General features: G+C 60.0%; 23 protein-coding genes and 1 pseudogene. 8 read left to right on the top strand and 16 right to left on the bottom strand.

The genetic code is table 11. The features are described from left to right. The 4 genes and pseudogenes from MOV76_RS22750 to MOV76_RS22735 form a co-directional block, all read left to right on the top strand. Positions 1-108: pseudogene (locus tag MOV76_RS22750) on the top strand (folate-binding protein); the annotation flags it as partial. Beyond that, positions 105-713 (top strand): YfbR-like 5'-deoxynucleotidase, encoded by a 609-nt coding sequence (locus MOV76_RS22745; protein ID WP_131702312.1) that lies wholly within the window; start codon positions 105-107, stop codon positions 711-713. The pseudogene MOV76_RS22750 and the gene MOV76_RS22745, both read left to right, overlap by 4 nt. After that, positions 710-1,240, top strand: coding sequence for a tyrosine phosphatase family protein (locus MOV76_RS22740; protein WP_247265336.1), 531 nt, complete (start codon positions 710-712; stop codon positions 1,238-1,240). Before MOV76_RS22745 ends, MOV76_RS22740 begins: the two co-directional genes overlap by 4 nt. 58 nt (positions 1,241-1,298) lie before the next feature. Next, positions 1,299-2,183: a mechanosensitive ion channel family protein gene (locus MOV76_RS22735; RefSeq protein WP_018447385.1), complete on the top strand. Its 885-nt coding sequence runs from the start codon at positions 1,299-1,301 to the stop codon at positions 2,181-2,183. A gap of 103 nt (positions 2,184-2,286) precedes the next feature. Here the strand turns inward: MOV76_RS22735 and MOV76_RS22730 are convergent, their stop codons facing one another. Then, a complete protein-coding gene (locus tag MOV76_RS22730) occupies positions 2,287-2,802 on the bottom strand; it encodes a superoxide dismutase family protein (RefSeq protein WP_247265335.1) in 516 nt (171 codons plus the stop codon). 219 nt (positions 2,803-3,021) lie between these two features. Further along, complete coding sequence (locus MOV76_RS22725) at positions 3,022-3,363, bottom strand: hypothetical protein (RefSeq protein ID WP_131702310.1); 342 nt, start codon at positions 3,361-3,363, stop codon at positions 3,022-3,024. Between the two features lie 440 nt (positions 3,364-3,803). On the opposite strand from MOV76_RS22725, the gene MOV76_RS22720 reads away from it, so the two are divergent. The 3 genes from MOV76_RS22720 (at position 3,804) to MOV76_RS22710 (ending at position 7,372) form a co-directional block, all read left to right on the top strand. Then, positions 3,804-5,708: a bifunctional diguanylate cyclase/phosphodiesterase gene (locus MOV76_RS22720; RefSeq protein ID WP_247265334.1), complete on the top strand. Its 1,905-nt coding sequence runs from the start codon at positions 3,804-3,806 to the stop codon at positions 5,706-5,708. Positions 5,709-5,845: 137 nt separating this feature from the next. Continuing rightward, positions 5,846-6,505, top strand: a complete 660-nt coding sequence (locus tag MOV76_RS22715; protein ID WP_247265333.1) for an HD domain-containing protein — start codon at positions 5,846-5,848, stop codon at positions 6,503-6,505. Between the two features lie 9 nt (positions 6,506-6,514). Continuing rightward, complete coding sequence (locus MOV76_RS22710) at positions 6,515-7,372, top strand: MOSC domain-containing protein (protein ID WP_018241404.1); 858 nt, start codon at positions 6,515-6,517, stop codon at positions 7,370-7,372. 100 nt (positions 7,373-7,472) lie between these two features. On the opposite strand, the gene MOV76_RS22705 is transcribed toward MOV76_RS22710, so the two are convergent. The 12 genes from MOV76_RS22705 to rpoZ all read right to left on the bottom strand — a co-directional run bounded on the left by MOV76_RS22705 (position 7,473) and on the right by rpoZ (position 18,145). Then, positions 7,473-8,468, bottom strand: coding sequence for an aldo/keto reductase (locus MOV76_RS22705; RefSeq protein ID WP_247265332.1), 996 nt, complete (start codon positions 8,466-8,468; stop codon positions 7,473-7,475). Between the two features lie 101 nt (positions 8,469-8,569). Then, positions 8,570-9,340 (bottom strand): DNA repair protein RecO, encoded by a 771-nt coding sequence (recO, locus tag MOV76_RS22700; protein ID WP_026230827.1) that lies wholly within the window; start codon positions 9,338-9,340, stop codon positions 8,570-8,572. 124 nt (positions 9,341-9,464) lie between these two features. Continuing rightward, positions 9,465-9,950, bottom strand: coding sequence for a response regulator (locus MOV76_RS22695; protein ID WP_018447378.1), 486 nt, complete (start codon positions 9,948-9,950; stop codon positions 9,465-9,467). 375 nt (positions 9,951-10,325) lie between these two features. Beyond that, complete coding sequence (locus MOV76_RS22690; protein WP_020049310.1) at positions 10,326-11,078, bottom strand: Crp/Fnr family transcriptional regulator; 753 nt, start codon at positions 11,076-11,078, stop codon at positions 10,326-10,328. 150 nt (positions 11,079-11,228) lie between these two features. Beyond that, complete coding sequence (era, locus tag MOV76_RS22685; protein ID WP_018070602.1) at positions 11,229-12,170, bottom strand: GTPase Era; 942 nt, start codon at positions 12,168-12,170, stop codon at positions 11,229-11,231. A 7-nt stretch (positions 12,171-12,177) separates the two neighbouring features. Then, entirely contained in the window at positions 12,178-12,897 is a 720-nt protein-coding gene (gene rnc, locus MOV76_RS22680) for a ribonuclease III (RefSeq protein ID WP_003558092.1), read from the bottom strand. Continuing rightward, complete coding sequence (gene lepB / locus MOV76_RS22675; RefSeq protein ID WP_018241399.1) at positions 12,894-13,637, bottom strand: signal peptidase I; 744 nt, start codon at positions 13,635-13,637, stop codon at positions 12,894-12,896. The genes rnc and lepB overlap by 4 nt, the downstream gene beginning before the upstream one ends. 135 nt (positions 13,638-13,772) lie before the next feature. Further along, positions 13,773-14,177 carry a holo-ACP synthase gene (gene acpS / locus MOV76_RS22670; RefSeq protein WP_018447376.1) on the bottom strand — a complete coding sequence of 135 codons (405 nt, stop codon included), beginning with the start codon at positions 14,175-14,177 and terminating at the stop codon, positions 13,773-13,775. A gap of 38 nt (positions 14,178-14,215) precedes the next feature. After that, positions 14,216-14,806: a DUF2062 domain-containing protein gene (locus MOV76_RS22665; RefSeq protein WP_026230826.1), complete on the bottom strand. Its 591-nt coding sequence runs from the start codon at positions 14,804-14,806 to the stop codon at positions 14,216-14,218. Positions 14,807-14,966: 160 nt separating this feature from the next. Then, positions 14,967-15,116, bottom strand: a complete 150-nt coding sequence (locus MOV76_RS22660) for a DUF3563 family protein (protein WP_003558084.1) — start codon at positions 15,114-15,116, stop codon at positions 14,967-14,969. A 183-nt stretch (positions 15,117-15,299) separates the two neighbouring features. Next, positions 15,300-17,534 carry a bifunctional (p)ppGpp synthetase/guanosine-3',5'-bis(diphosphate) 3'-pyrophosphohydrolase gene (locus MOV76_RS22655; RefSeq protein ID WP_018070607.1) on the bottom strand — a complete coding sequence of 745 codons (2,235 nt, stop codon included), beginning with the start codon at positions 17,532-17,534 and terminating at the stop codon, positions 15,300-15,302. A 206-nt stretch (positions 17,535-17,740) separates the two neighbouring features. After that, positions 17,741-18,145: a DNA-directed RNA polymerase subunit omega gene (gene rpoZ, locus MOV76_RS22650; RefSeq protein WP_018241396.1), complete on the bottom strand. Its 405-nt coding sequence runs from the start codon at positions 18,143-18,145 to the stop codon at positions 17,741-17,743. Positions 18,146-18,442: 297 nt separating this feature from the next. On the opposite strand from rpoZ, the gene MOV76_RS22645 reads away from it, so the two are divergent. Then, the gene (locus MOV76_RS22645; protein WP_018241395.1) at positions 18,443-19,024 is read left to right on the top strand and encodes an NYN domain-containing protein; all 582 of its coding nucleotides are present in this window, start codon (positions 18,443-18,445) and stop codon (positions 19,022-19,024) included. A 72-nt stretch (positions 19,025-19,096) separates the two neighbouring features. Here MOV76_RS22645 and smpB read toward each other — a convergent pair whose 3' ends face one another. After that, entirely contained in the window at positions 19,097-19,576 is a 480-nt protein-coding gene (smpB, locus tag MOV76_RS22640) for an SsrA-binding protein SmpB (RefSeq protein WP_018241394.1), read from the bottom strand. 101 nt (positions 19,577-19,677) lie between these two features. Continuing rightward, a complete protein-coding gene (gene dapA, locus MOV76_RS22635; RefSeq protein WP_018241393.1) occupies positions 19,678-20,562 on the bottom strand; it encodes a 4-hydroxy-tetrahydrodipicolinate synthase in 885 nt (294 codons plus the stop codon). Between the last annotated feature and the right edge of the window lie 190 nt (positions 20,563-20,752).

The raw sequence follows: 20,752 nt of genomic DNA, 5'->3' as shown, positions 1-20,752 counted from the left end.
ATGGCGGCAGGTACGCCGCTGCTCGCCGGCGAAACGCCCGTTTCCCTCGTCCTGCCGGCATGGTCCGGCCTTGTCTTTCCCACAAGCGGCGACGAGGCCAGCGCGTGACAACGACGAAAGCTCCGCGTGCCTGGCAACGCATGCTGTCCGGGCGCAGGCTCGATCTGCTCGACCCCTCGCCGCTCGATATCGAACTCATCGACATCGCCCATGGGCTTGCGCGGGTTGCCCGGTGGAACGGCCAGACCTCTGGCGATCATGCTTTTTCGGTGGCGCAACACAGTCTCGTCGTCGAGGATATCTTCCGCCGCTTCAACGATGCGCGGCCGCAGGAGTGCCTGATGGCGCTGCTGCACGACGCACCCGAATATGTGATCGGCGACATGATCTCGCCGTTCAAATCGGTGGTCGGCGGCGGCTACAAGACGGTGGAAAAGCGGCTGGAGGCGGCCGTGCACCTGCGCTTCGGCCTACCGCCGCATCCCTCGCGCGACCTCAAGGACCGGATCAAGAAGGCCGACACCATCGCCGCCTATTTCGAGGCGACCGTGCTTGCCGGTTTCACACCCGCCGAGGCGCAGAAATTCTTCGGCCAGCCGCGCGGCATCAGTAAGGACATGCTGATGATCGAGCCCCTGCCTGCGCTCGAAGCGCAGCGATTGTTCTGCGCGCGCTTCGCGGCGATCGAGGCCGAGCGGGGGATGGTATCGTGAGCTTCATCGTCGTCTCGCCGCTGTCGCGCATCGCGGAAATGGCGGTGCGCCATAAGGCGCGCGATATGATCAGCCTGATCGCCAAGAATCAGGCCTTTCACCGGCCGGGCGTGATTGCGGCCGAACGTCATCTGACACTTGGTATGAACGATATCGTCTTCAAGGGCACCGGCGATCTCGTGGCACCTGACGAGACGCATATCCGCGGGATTATCGACTTTGCCGCATCGTGGCAGCAAGAGACGCCGCTGCTCATTCATTGCTGGATGGGCGTGTCGCGATCACCGGCCGCAGCCCTCATCGCCGCGCTGTCGCTGGCGCCGGATCAGAGCGATGAAACGCTTGCTCGCCGACTCCGAGCCGCCTCACCTTTCGCGACGCCCAACGCCCGGCTGATCGAGATCGGTGACGCGCTGCTCGGCCGCAGCGGCCGGCTGGTCGCGGCGGTACGGGCAATCGGACGTGGTGCGGATGCCGACGGCAATGCGCCCTTCGTGCTTGCGATCCGGGACGCCGTTGGCGATTGACGCTGCCGCCAGCCGCTCCATCTAGCCCCCGACCACGCACAATCGACAGGGCCAGATCATGGAACAACAGGCAGCCGATGTCCTCCTCGCCACGCAAACGGCACTCAGCCAGGCAAGCGCGCTTGCGGTGCAATATTCCTTCTCCGTCCTCGGGGCGGTGATCCTGCTCGTTCTTGGCTGGGCGCTGGCCGGCTTTACCAGCCGCTGGGCCTATGAAGGCCTGTCGCGCGTTCATGGCATCGACGAGACGCTGGCGCGTTTCTTCACCAATGTGCTGCGCTATGCGCTGCTCATCCTGGTGTTCATCACCGTCCTCGGTCAATTCGGCGTCCAGACCGCCTCGATCATAGCAACCCTCGGCGCAGCGGGCCTGGCGATCGGACTAGCGCTGCAAGGGACGCTGCAGAATATCGCCGCCGGCATTATGCTGCTGATCCTCAGGCCTTTCCGCGTCGGTGAATATATCGAGACCAGCAGCGTGGCCGGCACGGTGCGCGAAATCGGATTGTTTGCAACCGAGCTCAAAACCGGCGACGGGCTCTACCGGTTGGCGCCGAATTCGACGCTCTGGAACACGCCCATTACCAATTTCACCCGCGAGCCCACCCGGCGGAACGAGCTGAAAATCAGCGTCGCCTATGAGGATGACATCGATCTGGCAATGGAGACGCTGATGAACCTTGCTAAAGCCGACTCCAGGGTGCTGACGTCACCGGCGCCCAGCGTCTTCATCGACAGCCTCGGTGATGGCACGATCTCCGTCGCGCTGCGCTACTGGGCAAAGACAGGTGACTGGTGGCTGGTCAGCCGTGACATGGTGAAACGCGTGAAACTCGCCTTCGATGACAATCCTGACGCCGTGCCGGATGCTTCAGATGCCGCGCCGGCAAAAAAGTCCAACGGCAAGGCGACGGCCGAAAAACCGACGCCGACGCGTCAGTAAGACATTGCAGCGCCACCGATCTTTTTAAGACCCGTGGCGCTGTGCAGTTTGAATTGTTAATTTTGTCCCTAAATCGATGCCGATCTAAGAATTGCGCCGTAGCCTATTGGATGACGCCGCAGGAGAGTCTTTCCCCGGCATCACCCGAAGGCTGGCTGCGATAATCATCCGAATTGGCGTGCACCATCAATGCGCGACCGCGAATGCCGTCAGTCTTGCCGTCGAGCGTGACCATGCTGTCGAAGATCTGTGCCCGCAACCTGCCGTCCTGCCCGACATATTGATTGGGCATGTCGCCGGCGTGCGGTCCCTTGGCGGCAAGGATGCCATGCTCGGCCTTATCAGGGTTGAAGTGACCGCCCGCTGATTCGTGATGGGTTTCGGCGTCGCAGCGGCCGGTCTCATGAACATGGAACGCCACCCATTTGTTCGCCGGCAATCCCGATATCTCGACTTCGATCAGGACGCCGCCATTGGCGGCAGCCGTCAGTTGCGCGCGACCGTCCTCCTTGCCGTCCTTGCCGACGAAATTGGCGACCGCCGTTTGCTTGTCCTGAGCGCCTGCCTGCAATGCAACCGCAAGCAGGCTCAAGGTGGCGATAATGCGCATGGCTTTCATGGAGATCTCCTTGCGTCCGGTTGTCCTTCTGAACGTGTCAAACCGGAAGGTGTTCCTGAGCCGCGCGTCCGATAGGACGCGCTAAGGACGCTCCAGCACTTTGCGTGGCGCATAATCCTTTCCGAAAATCACTCCGATTTTCGGGTTATGCGCAGGAATATCGAACGAGAAAAGCCGGCCAACCGGCCGGCTTGCAGATCTCTCGAATTGAGACGCCGCTCAGGCGACGGCGTCGAAATCGAATTGACCGTAGGTCTTGCGGTAGAGATCGTCGGACTGATCGCCTGATGTCGGCGCGGCCTGCTGCAGCGGATAGGGAACGGCGATGCTGCTTGCACTGCCGCTGTCACGGGTGTCCATCATCAGCGCAATCAGGCTGCCGGAAAATTTCGGCTGCGTGTCGCTGGCATTATCGTCTTCCAGGAGTTCCTTGATGATGCCGGGCTTCTCATCGGCGGCACGTTCGCCGCGGCTTAGTACGCCGTCGCCATTGGCATCGAGCCGCGAAAGCGTCGCCAGATATGCGTATGAGGTGTCTGAAACGGATGTGGTGCTGGTCATACAAACCTCCATTCACCGCCTTCTGCCGGTGGTGTTTGTACGCAATACGAACGTTGGAAAGTCACTGTTGACTCGGTGGTTAAACTGATTTGCGCAGTGCGTCAATAAGTTGTTAACTTCTCATTAACGATGATTGACAAAAGTAAACGGAACGCCTGAGCGCAGGCCTCCGCCAGTGTCAGAGGGTCGTTTTCCTGCGTATTTCAGCTATTTTTCACATATAAAACAAACGTCTAACGGAGAGACGTCGCTGCTGCACTGCAACCGAATATTAATCCGGCCCATACAAAATGGACATCACGCATCACTAGCAGGCGTCCAGCTTATAAAAAATCAACCTCTGTATTCATTTTAGAAAGGTCTTTCATGTCCGGCGAAATGAGGCACGTTCATCAAACGAGGACGCTTTCCTCCGCTGTCGTCCCGAGAGACGCCTGCACATGAAAGCTGAAGCGCTCTTCTGGCGGCAATGCACCGAGGCCGTCACCGCCGATGGATCGATCGATGCGCAGCGCCTGATGGATCTTGTGATCGCGACCTATCGCGTCCATGAAAGCGACTATGACGAAATCGAGAGAAGCGCGGAAACGCTGCTGAGGGAAAACCATGCGCTGAGAGGCAATATATCAGCCCTTAGCCAGGCGTTCGACGGACAGAAAAAACTCTTCGAAGTCATTCTCAACAACCTGCCGCTCGGTCTCAGCGTCTTCGACGCCGACCAGCGGCTGACGCTTTCCAACATCCGCTTCCGTCAGCTCTTCGACCTGACGGACGAAGATGTCGTTGCCGGCGCGACAATCGCCGATCTCACGGCCAAAATGCGCGGCACCGAGAGCGCCAGCAACAAACCCGGCCGGCGGACCGGACGACATTCCTCCGCAACCACAAGAAGCAGTAGTCTCCGTCGGCGCGAATGGTTGATGGACGATGGCCGCATCATCCAGAGCATGGTGACCATCCTTTCCGACGGCAGCAACATTTCCATTCACGCCGACATTACCGAGGATCGAAGGGCAGCCGAACGCATCACCTATCTCGCCCACCACGACCCGCTGACCGGCCTTCCGAACCGCATCCATTTCCGCGAGCAGGTCGATGCGACACTCGCAGAGCGCAGGCCAGATCAGCAGATTGCCCTCGTTCACCTCAATCTCGACGGTTTCAAATCGATCAACAACACGATGGGCGTTTCGGCCGGCGACAAAATCCTGCAGCAGGTCGCCGAGCGCATCCGAGCCTCGGCCGGTTCGGAAAACACCCTGGCGCGCCTCGGCTCGGACGAATTCGCCATCCTGCAGACGGGCAAGCAGCAGCCGCGGAACGTGACGGCGCTTGCCGAGCAGATCCGCCGCGAGCTTTCCGCGCCATTCCTCCACGGCGAGAAACAGCTGGAGCTCAGCGTCTCCATGGGCATCGCAATCGCCCCTGGAGATGGCGAAGAAACCGATATCCTGCTGAAAAATGCCGGCGTGGCGCTGTCACATGCCAAGGCGGACGGGCGCAAACGCGAGCGTTTCTTCGCCAGTGAGATGGAAGCGCAGATGCAGTTGCGACACGCGCTGGAGGCAGACCTCCGAGCAGCCGTTGAGAAAGAGGAATTCGAGCTGCATTATCAGCCGCTCTATGACCTCTCGCAGCGACGTATCTGCGGCTTCGAAGCGTTGATCCGCTGGAACCATCCGGTCCGAGGCCGCGTTCCGCCGATGGATTTCATTCCGCTGGCAGAGGAGGTCGGCCTCGTCGTCGATATCGGCCGTTGGGTTTTGCGTCGGGCCTGCAACGATGCAGCGCAATGGCCGGAGGGCATCAAGATCGCCGTCAACGTTTCGGCAATCCAATTCAGCAGCAGCGACCTGACGCGAGATGTCAGCGAGGCACTTGCCGCCGCCGCGCTGTCGCCGTCGCGGCTTGAACTCGAAATCACCGAGAGCGTGCTGATGGAAAATCTCAGCGAAGTGCTGCCGATCCTGCATGCCCTGAAGGAGCGCGGCATCCGCATCTCGATGGACGATTTCGGAACCGGCTATTCCTCACTGAGCTATCTCTCGAGCTTCCCCTTCGACAAGATCAAGATCGACAAGTCCTTCGTCAACGACATCGTCGACAACAAGGAAGCGCATGCGATCATGCATGCGATCATCCTGCTCGGCGATGCGCTCGGCATGCGCGTCACCGTCGAGGGCGTCGAGACGGCCGCGCAGCTGGCGCTGCTCGAATGCGAGGAATGCGACGAGATCCAGGGCTATCACATCAGTCCGCCGCGACCGGCGCGTGACGTGCCCCATCTTCTCTCCCTGCCGCCGAAGAACGGCGGCGTGACCCAACTTCCTGGAGCCAAGCACTGAGATCCCCCTCGATTGCGACTCGCATGGCAAGCCGCTACAAAATCGGCTGCGACTCCTGAGATCTTCGTTGTCGCATCCTTTTACCGCCCGCATTCAATTCCGCGCCGATGCCCTATCGGCGGAAAACGATCTTCCTCATGACAGGTGGCGCTATGTTCGCGGCTGAAGCCTTCTCCCCACACGAAACGCTTGCGGCGGCGCTGATTGCGCATGCGGCCGATGGCGACGACGGCTCGCACGACCTTGCCCATATTCTGCGCGTCTTCAGAAATGCCATGCGCATCCATGCGGGAGAAGGCGGCGACGGGCGGGTTCTTGCCGCTTCCGTGCTGCTGCATGACTGCGTCGCCGTCGAGAAGAATTCGCCGCTGCGGGCAAAAGCATCGGCTTTGGCGGCGCAGAAGGCATCGGCGATCCTGGCGGAACTCGGCTGGAGCGAGGCGGATGTCGAAGCCGCGGCCCACGCAATCACTGCACACAGTTTCTCCGCCGGGGTGGCACCGCAAACGCTGGAGGCGAAGATCCTGCAGGATGCCGACCGGCTGGACGCGATCGGCATGGTCGGCGCCGCCCGCTGCTTCTATATCGCCGGGCGACTGGGATCCGGGCTCTACGATCCATTCGACTCGGCGGCAGCGGACCGCCCGCTTGATGATAAGCGTTATGCCATTGACCATTTCCAGACGAAGCTGTTCAAACTGGCGGAAGGTTTCCAGACCGAGACCGGCCGCAGGCTGGCCGCCGCGCGTGATAAAAGCCTGCGCGACTTCCTCTCGGCCTTCATGGACGAAATCTAGGAGCACAAGATGCGTGTCAGCGACCTCTTCATCTACCCGCTCAAGAGCGCCCGCGGCATTGCGCTGCCGGCCGCCGACATTGACGCCTATGGGCTTCCCGGCGACCGGCGGGCGATGATCACCGATGCCCAAGGGCACTTCATCACCCAGCGCGAGTTGCCCGACCTCGCACGCATCGAGGTACGACCGGAGGCGACCGCCTTTCGGCTGCTGATGCAGGGGAAAACGGACATATCGGTAACACCGCCTCAGCCCGAAAACCGCATGGATGTGACCGTGTGGAAATCTGCCGTCAGCGCCGCCGTCGCCGATCCGGAGAGCAACCGGCAGCTTTCCGAATGGCTTGGCCGCGAGGTGCGCCTAGTCTTCTTCGACGGCCAGGCACGGCGGACGGCAAATGCTGAATGGGCCGGCGAAGCCACGCCCGTCACCTTTACCGACGGTTATCAGATCCTGGTGACGACGACGGGCTCGCTGAAGGCATTGAATGCCGATCTCGCCGCCCATGGCGAAGGCAGTGTCGGCATGGAACGCTTCCGTCCGAACATCGTCATCGATACCGACGAGGCCTGGCCGGAGGACCGCTGGGCGGCGATCGAGATCGCCGGCATCCGCTTCGATCTCGTCAAACCCTGCTCCCGCTGCATCATGACGACTCAAGACCAGTTGACCGGGTCCCGCGAGGGACCAAACCCAATGCCGGCCATGGGCCGCATCCGCATGTCCGCCGACAGGCGCGTGCCCGGCCCGCTTTTCGGCTGGAACGTCACGCCGCGCGGCAACGGCAAGGTCACGATCGGTGACACCGTCAACATCGTTGAAGAGCGGCCGGAAGGCTGGGCGCTCAAACGTCGAGCCGCAGCCTGAAGGGCATCGCTTCAAACCGGATTCATCCGATGCGCTTTGAGTCTTTGACTTATGCATGTCGCCCAAAAGCATGCTTTTTGGGCGACATGCATTAAAACCCTCAGAAGCGATCGAGCGCGGCATCGATCCCCGCCATGACATCGGCTGGCAGTGGTCCCTTCTCCAGCGCGCCAGCATTTTCCTCCACCTGAGCGACGGTGCGGAAGCCCGGAATGGGAAGGGTGCGCGGCGAGCGTGCCCAGAGCCAGGCAAGCGCGCCCTGCGTCAGCGTGCGGCTGCCTGACGTCAGGAGATCGCGGACGGCATCGAGCCTCGCGGCGAATTCCGGGGCCATACGTCCATCCTTGAAATAGACCATCCAATCGAGGGCAGCACCGCGGACATCCCCCGCGCCCACCGCTTTGTCGGCGGTGAACTTGCCGGTCAGCAGCCCCATCGCCAGTGGGCCACGATTGATGGAGATCAGGCCCTTCCCCTCGATCACCGAGATCATCTCCGGCACCGGTTCGAAAACATTCATCGTATGCTGGATCGAGACATAGCCCTGTCGGCCGACATGACGGGCGGCACGATCCGGAAAATCGGTACTCCAGCCGAACGCATCGATCTTGCCTTCGGTGCGAAGCGCCTCCAGCGTATCGAAGACGGCATCCGATTGATCCATCGGAAAATCATTGAGGTGGAACTGCAGGAGATCGAGGCGATCGCGCTTGAGGCGGCGCAACGAGGTCTCGACCGAACGGCGGATGAAGGCCTCGTCGGCAAAGGCGCCGGTTGCCTGCTTGTTTGCCGGATCGGTGGCGAAGCCGAACTTGGTAGCGATGACGACATCGTCGCGATTACCGATCGCCCGGCCGAGCACTTCCTCCGAGTGGCCGGCGCCGTAGTTCGAGGCCGTGTCGAAGAAGCGGATGCCGAGTTCGGTGGCACGGTCGATCGCCTCCACGGATTCATCGTCGTCGACATCGCCCCAGCCGAGCGGCGTGTCGCCGGCGAAGAAGGGGCCGCCGATCGCCCAGCATCCCATGCCGAGACGCGGAATTTCGCGGCCGTTCCAGAGCGTGATCGTCGTCGGTGATGCGGTCTTGGTCAGCATGGGGTCCTCCTTGATTGGCAATCCTGTGAAGACATAGGAAGCGCTCATCAGCAGGTAAACCGCCAAATCCGGAGGATGTTTTGCACCCGTAAAAAACGAGGTCAGGCGGAAATACCGTTCGGGCCGGAAAGCGTCCGCAAGGCTGGATTAAGCGCCTTGAGCGCCGCCTGAACGAAACCGTCGCGGGCAGCTGCCGCCTCGATGCCGCGCGGCTCGTAGACATGACGATGCAGGAAGAACCCTGTCAGGCGGAATGCAGCCGAGAGACTATCAAAGTCGGCTGCATGATTGCCTTCGATGCTGAGGAACGGCGGCAGGAGCAGCATTTTGTCCGCCCAGGGCTCGCCCGCGGTGCGGCTGACGGCGCGGCCAGATTTCGGCGAGACATAGACGAGATCGGAACGGGCGCCGGTCGCAGCGCATTCGGCAAGATCGAGGCCGAAGCCGAGATCATTCAGCACAGCAAGCTCGAAACGCACGAAGAGTTCGCCGGCATCGGCCGGATTATGCAGGTGATCGAGGATGACCTCCAGCGCATCGAAGAGGTGTGGATGCGGGTCACGCTCCGGCAGCAGCCGCAGCAGCGCGCCCATCGCCTGGACACCGTAGACGGCGGTCGCCGTTTCCATCAGGCGGGCGGCGCGCAGTGTCACCGGCTCGACGCGGAATTCACCGAGATGTTCGTCAAGCCGGGCACGCCAGTTGACCTCCACGGCATTGCCCGCCTGCAGCACCGGCTGCATGGCGCGCGAGCGGCCGGAACGCACCAGGCCGAGATGGCGGCCGCGATCACGCGTCATCACCTCGGCAATGACGCTCGTCTCGCCGTGGCGCTTGACGCCCAGAATGATCGCCTGGTCCTGCCATTGCATCGAAAGAAGTCCCTGCGGGTGACGAATCCATCCTACTGCATAATTCAAGGCGTTACAGCGTCCTTTGCACGTCTGAAAGACGCGCGGCGCCGTCAGCAAGGACTGGATTCTGTCACGGACCGTGTCAGGCTACAGCCGGGAAAAGCCTCTGCAGGAATTCCCGCATCGCCGTTTCGTCGAACGGCTTTACCAGAAGCGGTATCTGTTGCAGGTCGGGCGGGAAATCGCCGGTATCGGAATAGCCACTGACGAAGCCGAAGGGGATGCCGATATCGAGAAGATGGCGGGCAAATCCGAAACTCATGCCCTCGCCGAGATTGACGTCGAGAAGGGCGAAATCATACGTCTCCGCAGCAATGGCGGCCCTCGCCTGTTCCACACTGCCGACGATATCGATACTCTCGACGCCGGCCAGGCGCAGAATATCCTCCGCCTCCATCGCGATGATCAAACTGTCTTCAAGAACCAGAACACGGATTGCGCTCATGATTCGATGCCCCCCGTCGGGCGCCTGTCGCAGCGCCCCGGCCGTTTCGCCAACATCATTGCCCTCCGGTGCCCCGCATGCCACGCTATCGGTGAATTCCGCCACCTTTTCTGAATAAACCATTTTTCTGCCCGGTCGATAAGAATCAAAATCGGAGGAAAGTTGACGGCTCACTTTATTTTCCGTGCTGCTAATGCGCATTTAAAAAAGACATAAGCCGGCCGGTTGGCTACGGCATATTTGTGCAGCCATTCAAAGTGCTACAGCGTCCTTTGCGGCGTCTCGAAAGGACGCGCGGCGCTGGAGAGCAATTCCAGTATAATTGCGCAGTGGTTGGCGTCCGGAATTGCGCCAAACAAGACGGAGCATATCCGTCACCCGGGAGAAATGAGGAATGCTCTAAAGCGGGTCGCAATCCTTCAGATACGCTCCTCGCGCTTTAGCTCTATATTTCCAACTCATGCCGTTATCGCAAACCGCTGCTTTGCGCGACATGCCTTAGATGAACGGGCGTTTGCCCTCTCCGAGCCCTTCCCAGCCGGCGATCGCCATCAATTCCTCGCCGTTCAGCACCTCGCAGCCACGCTCCTGCCAGCGGATCAACCCACGTTCGCTGAGCTTTTTCAAGGTTTTGTTGGTATGAACGATGGAAAGACCGAGCGTGTCGGCAATGTGCTGCTGGGTGATGGGGATGAATTTTCGGCCGTTGAAGATATTCAGCTTCCGGCCGCGCTCAAACAGGAAAGCGATCAGGTAGGCTGCTCGTTCCAGCGCCGTGCGACGGCCGATGCTCAAGAGATGCTCATCCAGGATGCGCTCCTCGCGCGCGGCGATCCAGGTAATGTCGAAGGCGAGCGAGGCGTGCTTGTTGTAAAGCGTCATCAGCCTGTCACGCTCGAAGACACAAAGGGAAACGGGCGAAAGCGCTTCGACGGAATGCTGCATCTCGCCGGCGATCGTTCCCTGCAGGCCGATCAGGTCGCCCGGCATAATATAATTCAGAATCTGGCGGCGTCCGTCCTCCAGCATCTTGTAGCGGAAGCCCCAGCCGGCGAGCACCGTGAAGAGATGAGCGCTATGTGCGCCCTCGACGAGGATGGTCGAGCCGGCATCGACGGCAAGCTCACCCCTCTTGAAGCTCGAGACGAACTCCAACTCATCACGGCTGAACTCCCTGAAATGCGGCAGCGGCCGCAAGGGACATTGCTCGCAAGGGGTCTTGAAAGAATTGATGGGTCTCGACGTCGCCATACTTGCCCTTGCCGTCACAAAACCGGCGCGCCAACGTTGGCGCGCCGTCCATCAAGGAATGCGCAAGCGACGGATTTGTTCCATGAGCGAGGCTAATTTTTTATGCGAAAACAAAGGGCTGGCGCCAGCCCGATGAAATCCTTGCCACGCTTATTTCGGAAAATCGAGACCCATTTCGCGGAACCGCTCGGGATCATCCCCCCAATTCTCGCGAACCTTGACGAACAAAAAGAGATGGACAGGCTGTTCGAGGATCTCCGACAATTCCTTGCGCGACGCAGTCGATATCGCCTTGATGGTTTCACCACCCTTGCCGAGCGCGATCTTCTTCTGACTGTCGCGCTCGAGATAGATCACCTGCTCGATGCGCACCGAGCCGTCCTTGCGCTCTTCCCACTTCTCCGTTTCGACATGCGAGGCATAGGGAAGCTCCTGGTGCAGGCGCAGAAACAGTTTCTCGCGGGTGATCTCGGCCGCGAGCTGGCGCATCGGCAGATCGGAGATCTGGTCTTCCGGATAATACCACGGCCCCTCCGGGAGCGTTTTCGCCAGATAGTCCATGAGGTCGTCGCAGCCGGAGCCGTTTTCGGCTGATATCATGAAGGTGCGCTCGAAAGCGATCTTCTCGTTGGCGGCAGCGGCCAGCGCCAGCAGATCCTCACGGTTGACGCGGTCGATCTTGTTGAGCAGCAGGATCTTCGGCTGCCGGACTTCCTTGAGGCCTTCGAGGATGGCTTCGGCATCGCCGCGCAAGCCGCGCTCGCTGTCGATCAGCAGCACGATCAGATCGGCATCCCTCGCACCGCCCCAGGCCGAAGTCACCATGGCGCGGTCAAGCCGGCGGCGCGGCTTGAAGATACCAGGCGTATCCATGAAGACGATCTGGGCGTTGTCGTGGATCGCGATGCCGCGAACGATGGCGCGCGTCGTCTGCACCTTATGGCTGACGATCGAGACCTTGGCGCCGACGAGGCGGTTCACCAGCGTCGACTTGCCGGCATTGGTCGGTCCGATCAGCGCGACGAAGCCCGAATGCGTCGGACCATTGGTTTCTGCGGCAGCCTCGGCCGCGATATCTTCTTCTTGTGTCATTGTCCCGTCAGTTTCCGGCAGACGATTGCTGCCAAATGCCTTCGCGCTCGAGCATCTTCGTTGCCGCGACCTGTTCGGCGGCACGCTTCGACCGCTCTACGCCGGTTTCCGGCTTAATGCCAGCAACTTCCACCGTCACCTTGAAGCGCGGATCATGATCCGGTCCGCTGCGTTCATCAACCCGGTAGATCGGCGTGACGCCGAATTTCGCGTGCGACCATTCCTGCAGCTCGGTCTTGGCGTCGCGCTTAGCGCCATCGGCCCGCACTGCCCTGCCCTGCCAGTAACGCAGAATGAACCGGCGGGCAACTTCGAGGCCGCCGTCGAGATAGATCGCGGCGATCAGGCTTTCGACGACGTCGGCGCGCACGTTCATCATGCGCTTGCCGGTCAACTTCTTCACATCGGCGCCGGTACGGATATAGAGGTGAAGATTGAGTTCGTCGGCAACCGCAGCGCAGGTTTCAGCGCTGACGAGTTGGTTGAGGCGAACCGAGAGCTCGCCTTCTCCCGCCGTCCCGAAGGTGCGAAACAGAAGCTCGGCGATGCAGAGCCCAAGAACTCTGTCGCCGAGGAATTCGAGCCGTTCGTAATTGCCGCCCTTTTCGGTACGGGCGCTGGCATGGGTCAGCGCGCGATCCAGGCGTTCCTTTTCAGCGAAGTCATGACCGATCAGGCCTTCAAGCTTTGCGCGGTCCGCCGCAGAAAGCGTCTGCGCCTTGCTCATTCAACAACCTTGAAGAGGCGGTCCCAACGCATGTTCGTCGGCCACTTCCAGATTTCGCGGAAGGAGGTATCGTTGCCAAGCGAGAAGAAGATAACGCTGGCGCGGCCGACAAGATTTTCGGCGGGCACGAATCCGACGTCGAAGCGGCTGTCGAGCGAGTTGTCGCGGTTATCGCCCATCATGAAATAATGGCCTTCCGGCACGATGAATTCGCGGGTGTTATCGCCGCGCGACACCGGAGACTGATCAAGCGTGTCGTAGGTCTTGCCGTTGTCGAGCGTTTCGCGGAACACCGGCACATCCGCGCCCGGATCAAGCTTGTAATCCGAGGTGAAGCTGCCGTCCGCCACCTTCGGAACCGGCTTGCCGTTGACGTAGAGCACGCCGTCGGTAACCTGGATATGGTCGCCCGGCAGGCCGATGCAGCGCTTGATGTAGTCGATCTCGGGGTTTGGCGGGAAGCGGAAGACGACGATGTCGCCACGCTTCGGATCGGCGCCGAACAGGCGGCCGCTGAAGAGATCAGGCGAGAAGGGCAGCGAATATTTCGAATAGCCGTAGGCGAACTTGTTGACGAAGATGTAATCGCCGACGAGCAGCGTCGGCATCATCGAACCGGACGGAATGGTAAAGGGCTGGAATAGCACCGTTCGGATCACCATCGCCAAAATCAGCGCCTGGATGATGACTTTGATATTTTCCCAGAGGGCGTTCGGCTTGGCTTCGACTTTTTCGGACACGCAGTCTTATTCCTTCAAGACGCCGCGGCGGCGCAATTCTTTCTGTCGTTCTCTCTAGCGGCTTCGGCCGGTTGCGGCAATGGCGACAACATCAAAAGCGACGAGAGGTCGCGATCAACGCTCCCGCGGTCACGATCAGAGGCTCTCGGGCAACGCCTCGATAATGACGAAGGCCTGCGCCAAGGGATAATCATCCGTTATTGTCAAATGAATGGCGGGCCTGTGACCCGCGGGCAGCAGCGATTCGAGGATCAGGGCGGCCGCGCCTGATAAAACCATGGTCGGCTTGCCGCTCGGCAGGTTGACGACGCCCATGTCCTTCCAGAAGACGCCCTGCGCTATGCCGGTGCCGAGCGCCTTGGAACAGGCCTCCTTGGCGGCGAAACGCTTGGCATAAGATTCGCCACGGTTTGCCCGGCGGTCGGAACGCGCGCGCTCGATCTCGGTAAAGCAGCGATGGGTGAAGCGCTCGCCGAAGCGCTCGATGGATTTCTCGATACGGCGAATGTCGATCAGATCGCTGCCAATGCCGATGATCATGCCGGAACCTTCCGTCGCTTAAGAATTCTTGATCGGGTTCATATGCTCGGCATGTCGCCGGCCGGAACGGCAAGGCGCAGGCGCGCCCGCTCCATCAGCCGTATATGGCGGCGCGTCTGAAAACCCTTCACGGTGTAGAATGTCAGCGCATAGAGCGCAACGGAGGTGACGGCCGCCGGCGGAATGGCGCCGACCAGCATTGGCTCCAGCACCGGTTTCCATAGCTCAGTGAAGTTCAGCTTGTGGAAAAGGGCGGCGAGATCCACCGTCTGGCCGGCCAGGTGATCCTCGCGGCTCAACAGCAGATGTCCGATCTCCCAGGTGATGCCCCAGATGAAGGGATAGGTCAGCGGATTGCCGAAGGCGGCGCAACCGAGGGCGGCGGCCACCATGCTGCCGGAAAGGAAATAGGTGATGACGAAAGCCATGACGAAATGCACGCCGATGAAAGGCGTCCACGAGACGAAGACACCCGCAGCGACGCCGGCGGCAACCGCATGCGGCGAAGCGCTCAGGCGCAGGACGCGCATTGTCAGGTAACGGATCGGGCGAAGGAAACCCTTGCGAGGCCACAAAAGCTCCCGCATCTTTTCCCTGAATCCCGCAGGTTTGCGACGGCGAAACAACATGGCCGGTATTTAGTGCAGCGCACACCGCCATGACAAGAGCGGCAAATGATACCGCTCGAAAAACAGCCCCTCAGTTCTCTCTGCGAAGAGGAGCTTCTCATGCCGAGGGGCGTCCGTTATGCATAACGTCCCTCACCCGCCTCAAGTATTAAGTTCAGTATCAGCGATTGCGGAACAGACCGCGGTCGACCTGGCGCTGACGAAACTCGAGATCGATACGATCGAGCGAGCCGTTCAAATATGCCATTTCACGTTCCTGCGTGGTCGGAGCGCGAAAGGCGCGAGCGAATTTCTTGATAGGGTCAAACATTACCTTGTCTCATCTTCTGTTTGCGTTTCGAAGACCAGAAGATAGGCTCGGCAAAGGTTAATTACCACCGCCGCAACATGGAGACAGCCATGCGCTGTGCGCATTGCTTGCCTTTTTGATGCGCCGCCAAGATCATAAAATGTGCAATTTTTCGTCCAAACCCCTGAAGGGCTTAACAAAAGCTTACTCGTAGAGCCGCCGGACCGTGGCGATGCAATCCAGTTCCTTCATCTGGGCGAGCAACTGATTGAGCTGGCGCAGATCCCAGACCTCGACCTCGAGCATCATTTCGGTGAAATCGGCAGCCACCCGCACTGTGTTCAGCAAGCGGATATTGACGTCGAGGCCTGCGACCGTCTGGGCGACCTTGGCAAGCGTGCCTGGCTCATTCAGCCCATTCACCATGATGCGCGCCATGAAACGCGACTTGTTGGCTTCGTCGAGATCCCAGCGAACGTCGATCCAGCGGTCGGGCTGATCGTCGAAGCGCTGCAGGCTCGGCGACTGGATCGGATAGATGGTGATGCCCTTGCCTTGATCCATGATGCCGACGATGCGATCGCCGGGCACGGCGCCGGTTGGAGCGAACTTGACGTCGACATTGCCGGACAGTCCGCGGATCGGCCCGATATCGGCATCCGCGTCGATTTCCGAATGGCCACCGTCGTGCCCGGCCTTGGTCTTGCCGGGGATCTTGAAGATCATGCCGGCGGCACTGCGGACGTTGAACCAACCGTCGTCGCCGGAGGGCTTCACGGTGACGCGCTCATCCTGATGATCGGGATAGACGGCGCGCAGCACGTCGAGCGAGGACATCTCGCCGCGACCGACGGCGGCGATCGCATCCTCGACATCCTTCTGGCCAAGACGGTGCAGCGCCGGCTTCATCGCCTCACGCGAGAAGATCTTGCCGGCCCTATTGAAGGTGCGCTCGAGAATGCGGTGGCCAAGGCCGGCATATTGCTTGCGGATCGCCATGCGGGTTGCCCGGCGGATGGCGGCGCGCGCCTTGCCGGTCACGACGATTTCCTCCCAGGCGGCGGGCGGAACCTGCACGCCGGAGCGGATGATCTCGACCTCGTCGCCATTGGCAAGCCGCGTCACCAGCGGCATGATGCGGCCGTTGATCTTGGCGCCCACGGTGGTATCGCCGATATTGGTGTGCACCGCATAGGCGAAATCGATCGGGGTGGCGCCACGCGGCAAGGCAATCAGCTTGCCCTTCGGCGTGAAGCAAAAAACCTGATCCTGGAACAGCTCGAGCTTGGTGTGTTCGAGGAATTCTTCCGGGCTGTCACCCTCGGCCAGGGCCTCGATCGTATGGCGCAGCCAGGAATAGGCATTGGATTCGCGAGAAAGGATGTCGCCATCGGCATTGGTGGCGCCGTCCTTATAGAGTGTGTGGGCGGCGATGCCGAATTCGGCGATTTCGTGCATGCGCTTGGTGCGGATCTGCAGTTCGATGCGCTGGCTGGAAGGACCGACGATGGTGGTGTGCAGCGAACGGTAATCGTTCTGCTTCGGCGTCGAGATATAGTCCTTGAAGCGGCCGGGCACGACGCGCCAGCGCGTGTGGACGATGCCGAGCGCCCGGTAACAGGAAGGGATATCCTCGACGATCAGGCGGAAACCGTAGACATCAGAAAGCTGCTCGAACGAAAGCGACTTCGATTGCATCTTGCGGAAGACCGAATAGGGCTTCTTCTGCCGGCCCTTGACGTAGGCGCTCGTCAGGCCGCTTGCCACCAGCAGATCGCGCAGTTCGGCCTCGATCTTCTTGACGATGCCCTCGTTGCGCTTCGAAAGCTCTTCCAGTCTTTTGGTGACGGTCTCATAGGCTTCCGGGTTCATATGCCGGAAGGAAAGCTCCTCGAGTTCCTCGCGCATGTCCTGCATGCCCATGCGGCCGGCGAGCGGCGCATAGATTTCCATCGTCTCCTCGGAAATGCGGGCACGCTTGTCGGCCGACATGTGATCGAGGGTGCGCATATTGTGCAGGCGATCGGCCAGCTTGACGAGCAGCACGCGCACATCGTCGGAAATGGCGAGCAACAGCTTGCGCAGGTTTTCCGCCTGCTTGGCCTTCTTGGTGACGAGATCGAGCTTCTTGATCTTCGTCAGACCCTCGACCAGGCGGCCGATATCCTCGCCGAAGAGTTCATCGATCTCGGCGCGTGTCGCCGTCGTATCCTCGATCGTATCGTGCAGCAGAGCAACCGCGATCGTCGATTCATCGAGGTGCATGTCGGTGAGGATGGCAGCGACCTCGAGCGGATGGGAAATATAGGGATCGCCGCTCGCGCGTTTTTGCTGGCCGTGCTTCTGCATGGCGTAGACATAGGCTTTGTTCAGCAGTGCTTCATTGGCATCGGGCTTGTATTGCTGAACCCGCTCCACGAGCTCGTACTGCCGCATCATTCCAAAGCCACTCCGATAAAAATAAAAGCGCGCCAATCAACGATTGGCGCACACATGGGCAATAATATGCCTAAGCAATAAAGGTGCAAGATTGACGATTGGTAATCGTCGCTCTTTTGCATCGCATGAAGCATTTTTCCGGATCGCATCAATGCGACCGGGAGGATCATGCCCAAGCGATGCGACCGGGGATCCGGCCGACGCGCTTAGTAGTCGTCGCTCTTTTCCGGCGGCACAAGGCCTTCGATGCCGGCAAGCAGCTCTTCTTCCGACATCTGGTCGAAAGTGATCGTCTCCGGCAGGTCGTCCTGCTCTTCGCTGTCGGCTGCGGCGACACTGCCGGCGGCGATCATGCTTGCCGGATCGGGCTCGGGCTCGTCGACTTCGACATGCTTCTGCAGCGAATGGATCAGATCTTCCTTGAGGTCGTCGGGCGAAAGCGTCTCGTCGGCGATTTCGCGCAGGGCCACAACGGGATTCTTGTCATTGTCACGATCGATGGTGATCGAGGCACCTTGGGAAATCAGCCGGGCGCGGTGGCTGGCGAGCAGAACCAGCTCGAAGCGGTTCTCCACCTTGTCGATGCAATCTTCAACTGTGACACGGGCCATTGCCTGTCCTTTACGGTCGTCATTTCGGGATTAGCACGCCCGATACAATTAAAACCGGGCAAATACAAGTTTTTCATTCCGGCTCCCCTCGTCTTTATCCGCGGCTGAGCTAGATTTCCATGGAGAATGTCATAATTCCACCGAAGGTTGCTTGGAATATGTCGAATCGTGCCCTAAATCTTTCATATATGAATAATTCATAAAGTAAGGATCAAATCGAAATCGAAACACAAGCTATTGTTTTTATTGAAGTTTGGCACCTGCGAATTTCGATTGCTCTCATTGGATTGGTAAGCGATGTTTGACCCACGCGAAAAAATTGCACTCTTCATTGACGGCGCCAACCTCTACGCTGCATCCAAGAGCCTGGGATTTGACATAGATTACCGCAAGCTCTTGAAAGCATTCCAGAAACGCGGATACCTGCTGCGCGCATATTATTATACCGCTCTGATCGAGGATCAGGAGTATTCATCGATCCGGCCTCTGATCGACTGGCTCGATTACAACGGCTACAAAGTCGTCACTAAGCCTGCCAAGGAATTCACGGATTCCATGGGTCGCCGAAAGATCAAGGGCAACATGGACATCGAGCTTGCGATCGACGCGATGGAACAGTCCGAAACGGTCGATCATCTCGTCATCTTCTCGGGCGACGGCGACTTCACGAACCTGGTCGAGGCGTTGCAGCGCAGAGGCCGCAAGGTCTCGGTGATCTCAACCATGGCAACCCAGCCGCCGATGATTGCCGACGACCTGCGCCGTCAGGCCGATCATTTCATCGATCTCTTGTCTCTGAAGGCTGAAATCGGTCGCGATCCCTCGGAGCGGGCGCCACGCCAGGCCGAAGTCGCCCCGGCCAGCGATTTCGAAGACTGATCTCGTCGGGCGTCTCGAAGTCGCGCGATAGGGGCCGGATTGGACCGGTGATCGTCAGCCACGGCGTCGTGGTCAGCCTCTATCCTTCAGCAGGCGGCTCTTCTGCCGATTCCAATCGCGTTCCTTCTCCGACTCGCGCTTGTCGTGCAATTTCTTGCCCTTGGCCAGCGCCAGCTCCATCTTCGCCCGACCGCGATCGTTGAAATAGATCTTCAACGGGATCAGCGTCATGCCTTCGCGGTTGATGGCCGAGCGCAGGCGATGGATTTCACGGCCCGACAGCAGCAGCTTGCGGCGTCGGCGCGGTTCGTGATTGAAGCGGTTGGCTTGCAGATATTCCGGCAAGTAGGAATTGATCAGCCAGATCTCGCCGCCCTCATCCGAGGCGTAGGATTCGGCGATATTGGCCTTGCCTTCGCGCAGCGCCTTGACCTCCGTGCCCATCAGCACGAGGCCGGCCTCGTAGGTATCGATGATCTCGTAGTTGAAGCGGGCCTTGCGGTTTTCGGCCACGACCTTGTTCACCACGCGCTGGCTGCCTTTGGGGGCCATGACGACATTCCAATTTCTTTTTAGGGCGCGAAAAGCCGCGCCCTCATTTCTTGCCCTTTATGTAAGGGAGAGACCCCGTCTTGTGAAGAAGGCCGGTCCCGTCAGTTCAAAAGGCCTGCATGGCGCATGGCGGCGTCGATCGCTGATTCCGTTGCCGGCTCCAGCGTCGAAAGCAGCGGCGAGCGGACGTTGCGGCTCATCCGACCAAGCTTGGAGAGCCCGTATTTGGCACCGCAAAGACCCGGCTCAAGGAAGATCGCCTTGTGCAGCGGCATCAGCCGATCCTGAAATTCCAGCGCGCGGGCATAGTCGCCTGCCAGTGTCGCCGCCTGGAAGTCGGCACAGAGGCGCGGGGCGACATTGGCGGTTACCGAAATACAGCCGACACCGCCATGGGCGTTGAAGCCGAGCGCCGTCGCATCCTCTCCGGACAGCTGCCTGAAATCCGTGCCGCAGGTGATGCGCTGTTCGGAGACGCGCTCGATCTTGCCCGTTGCATCCTTGACGCCGACAATATTCTTGTGCGCCTTGGCGAGCGCACCCATCGTTTCCGGCGTCATGTCGACCACCGAGCGGCCGGGGATATTATAGATATAGATCGGCAGATCGACGGCCTCGGCGATGGCTGAAAAATGCGCGATCAACCCCTTCTGCGTCGGCTTGTTGTAATAGGGAGTGACGACCAATACGGCGTTCGCACCGACCTTTTCGGCATGCTGGGCGAGCTCGATCGCCTCCCGCGTATTGTTCGAGCCGGCGCCGGCCATGACGGGAACGCGCTTTGCGGCAACTTCGATGCAGAGTTCCACCACCCGTTTGTGTTCGGCATGCGACAGCGTCGGGGATTCGCCCGTCGTGCCGACCGGGACGAGACCGGCGCTGCCTTCCTTGATCTGCCAGTCGACATGCGCGGCGAAGCTATCTTCGTCGATCAGTCCGGCATCGGTGAAGGGGGTGACGAGGGCGGGAATGGACCCATTGAACATGCAAAGCTCCTCACGACCAAATCCTTGCTTCGGCCGCATTCCATGAATAAGAGTTGCGCACCATAGAGCGCCGAAATCATCGCGACAAGCGCGTAGAGTTCGGTTTAGGGCAAATTCCGATAGCAGATGTGAATGAATTTTACCTGGTACGGTAAGGTTTCGTTAAGATGCCTCTAGCCTAATGGCAGGG

The organism is Rhizobium sp. PRIMUS64, assembly GCF_023006465.1.
GTDB classification, from domain to species: domain Bacteria; phylum Pseudomonadota; class Alphaproteobacteria; order Rhizobiales; family Rhizobiaceae; genus Rhizobium; species Rhizobium leguminosarum.
Note: the sequence above shows the minus strand (reverse complement) of the source record. Positions and strands in the feature narration are given on the sequence as shown.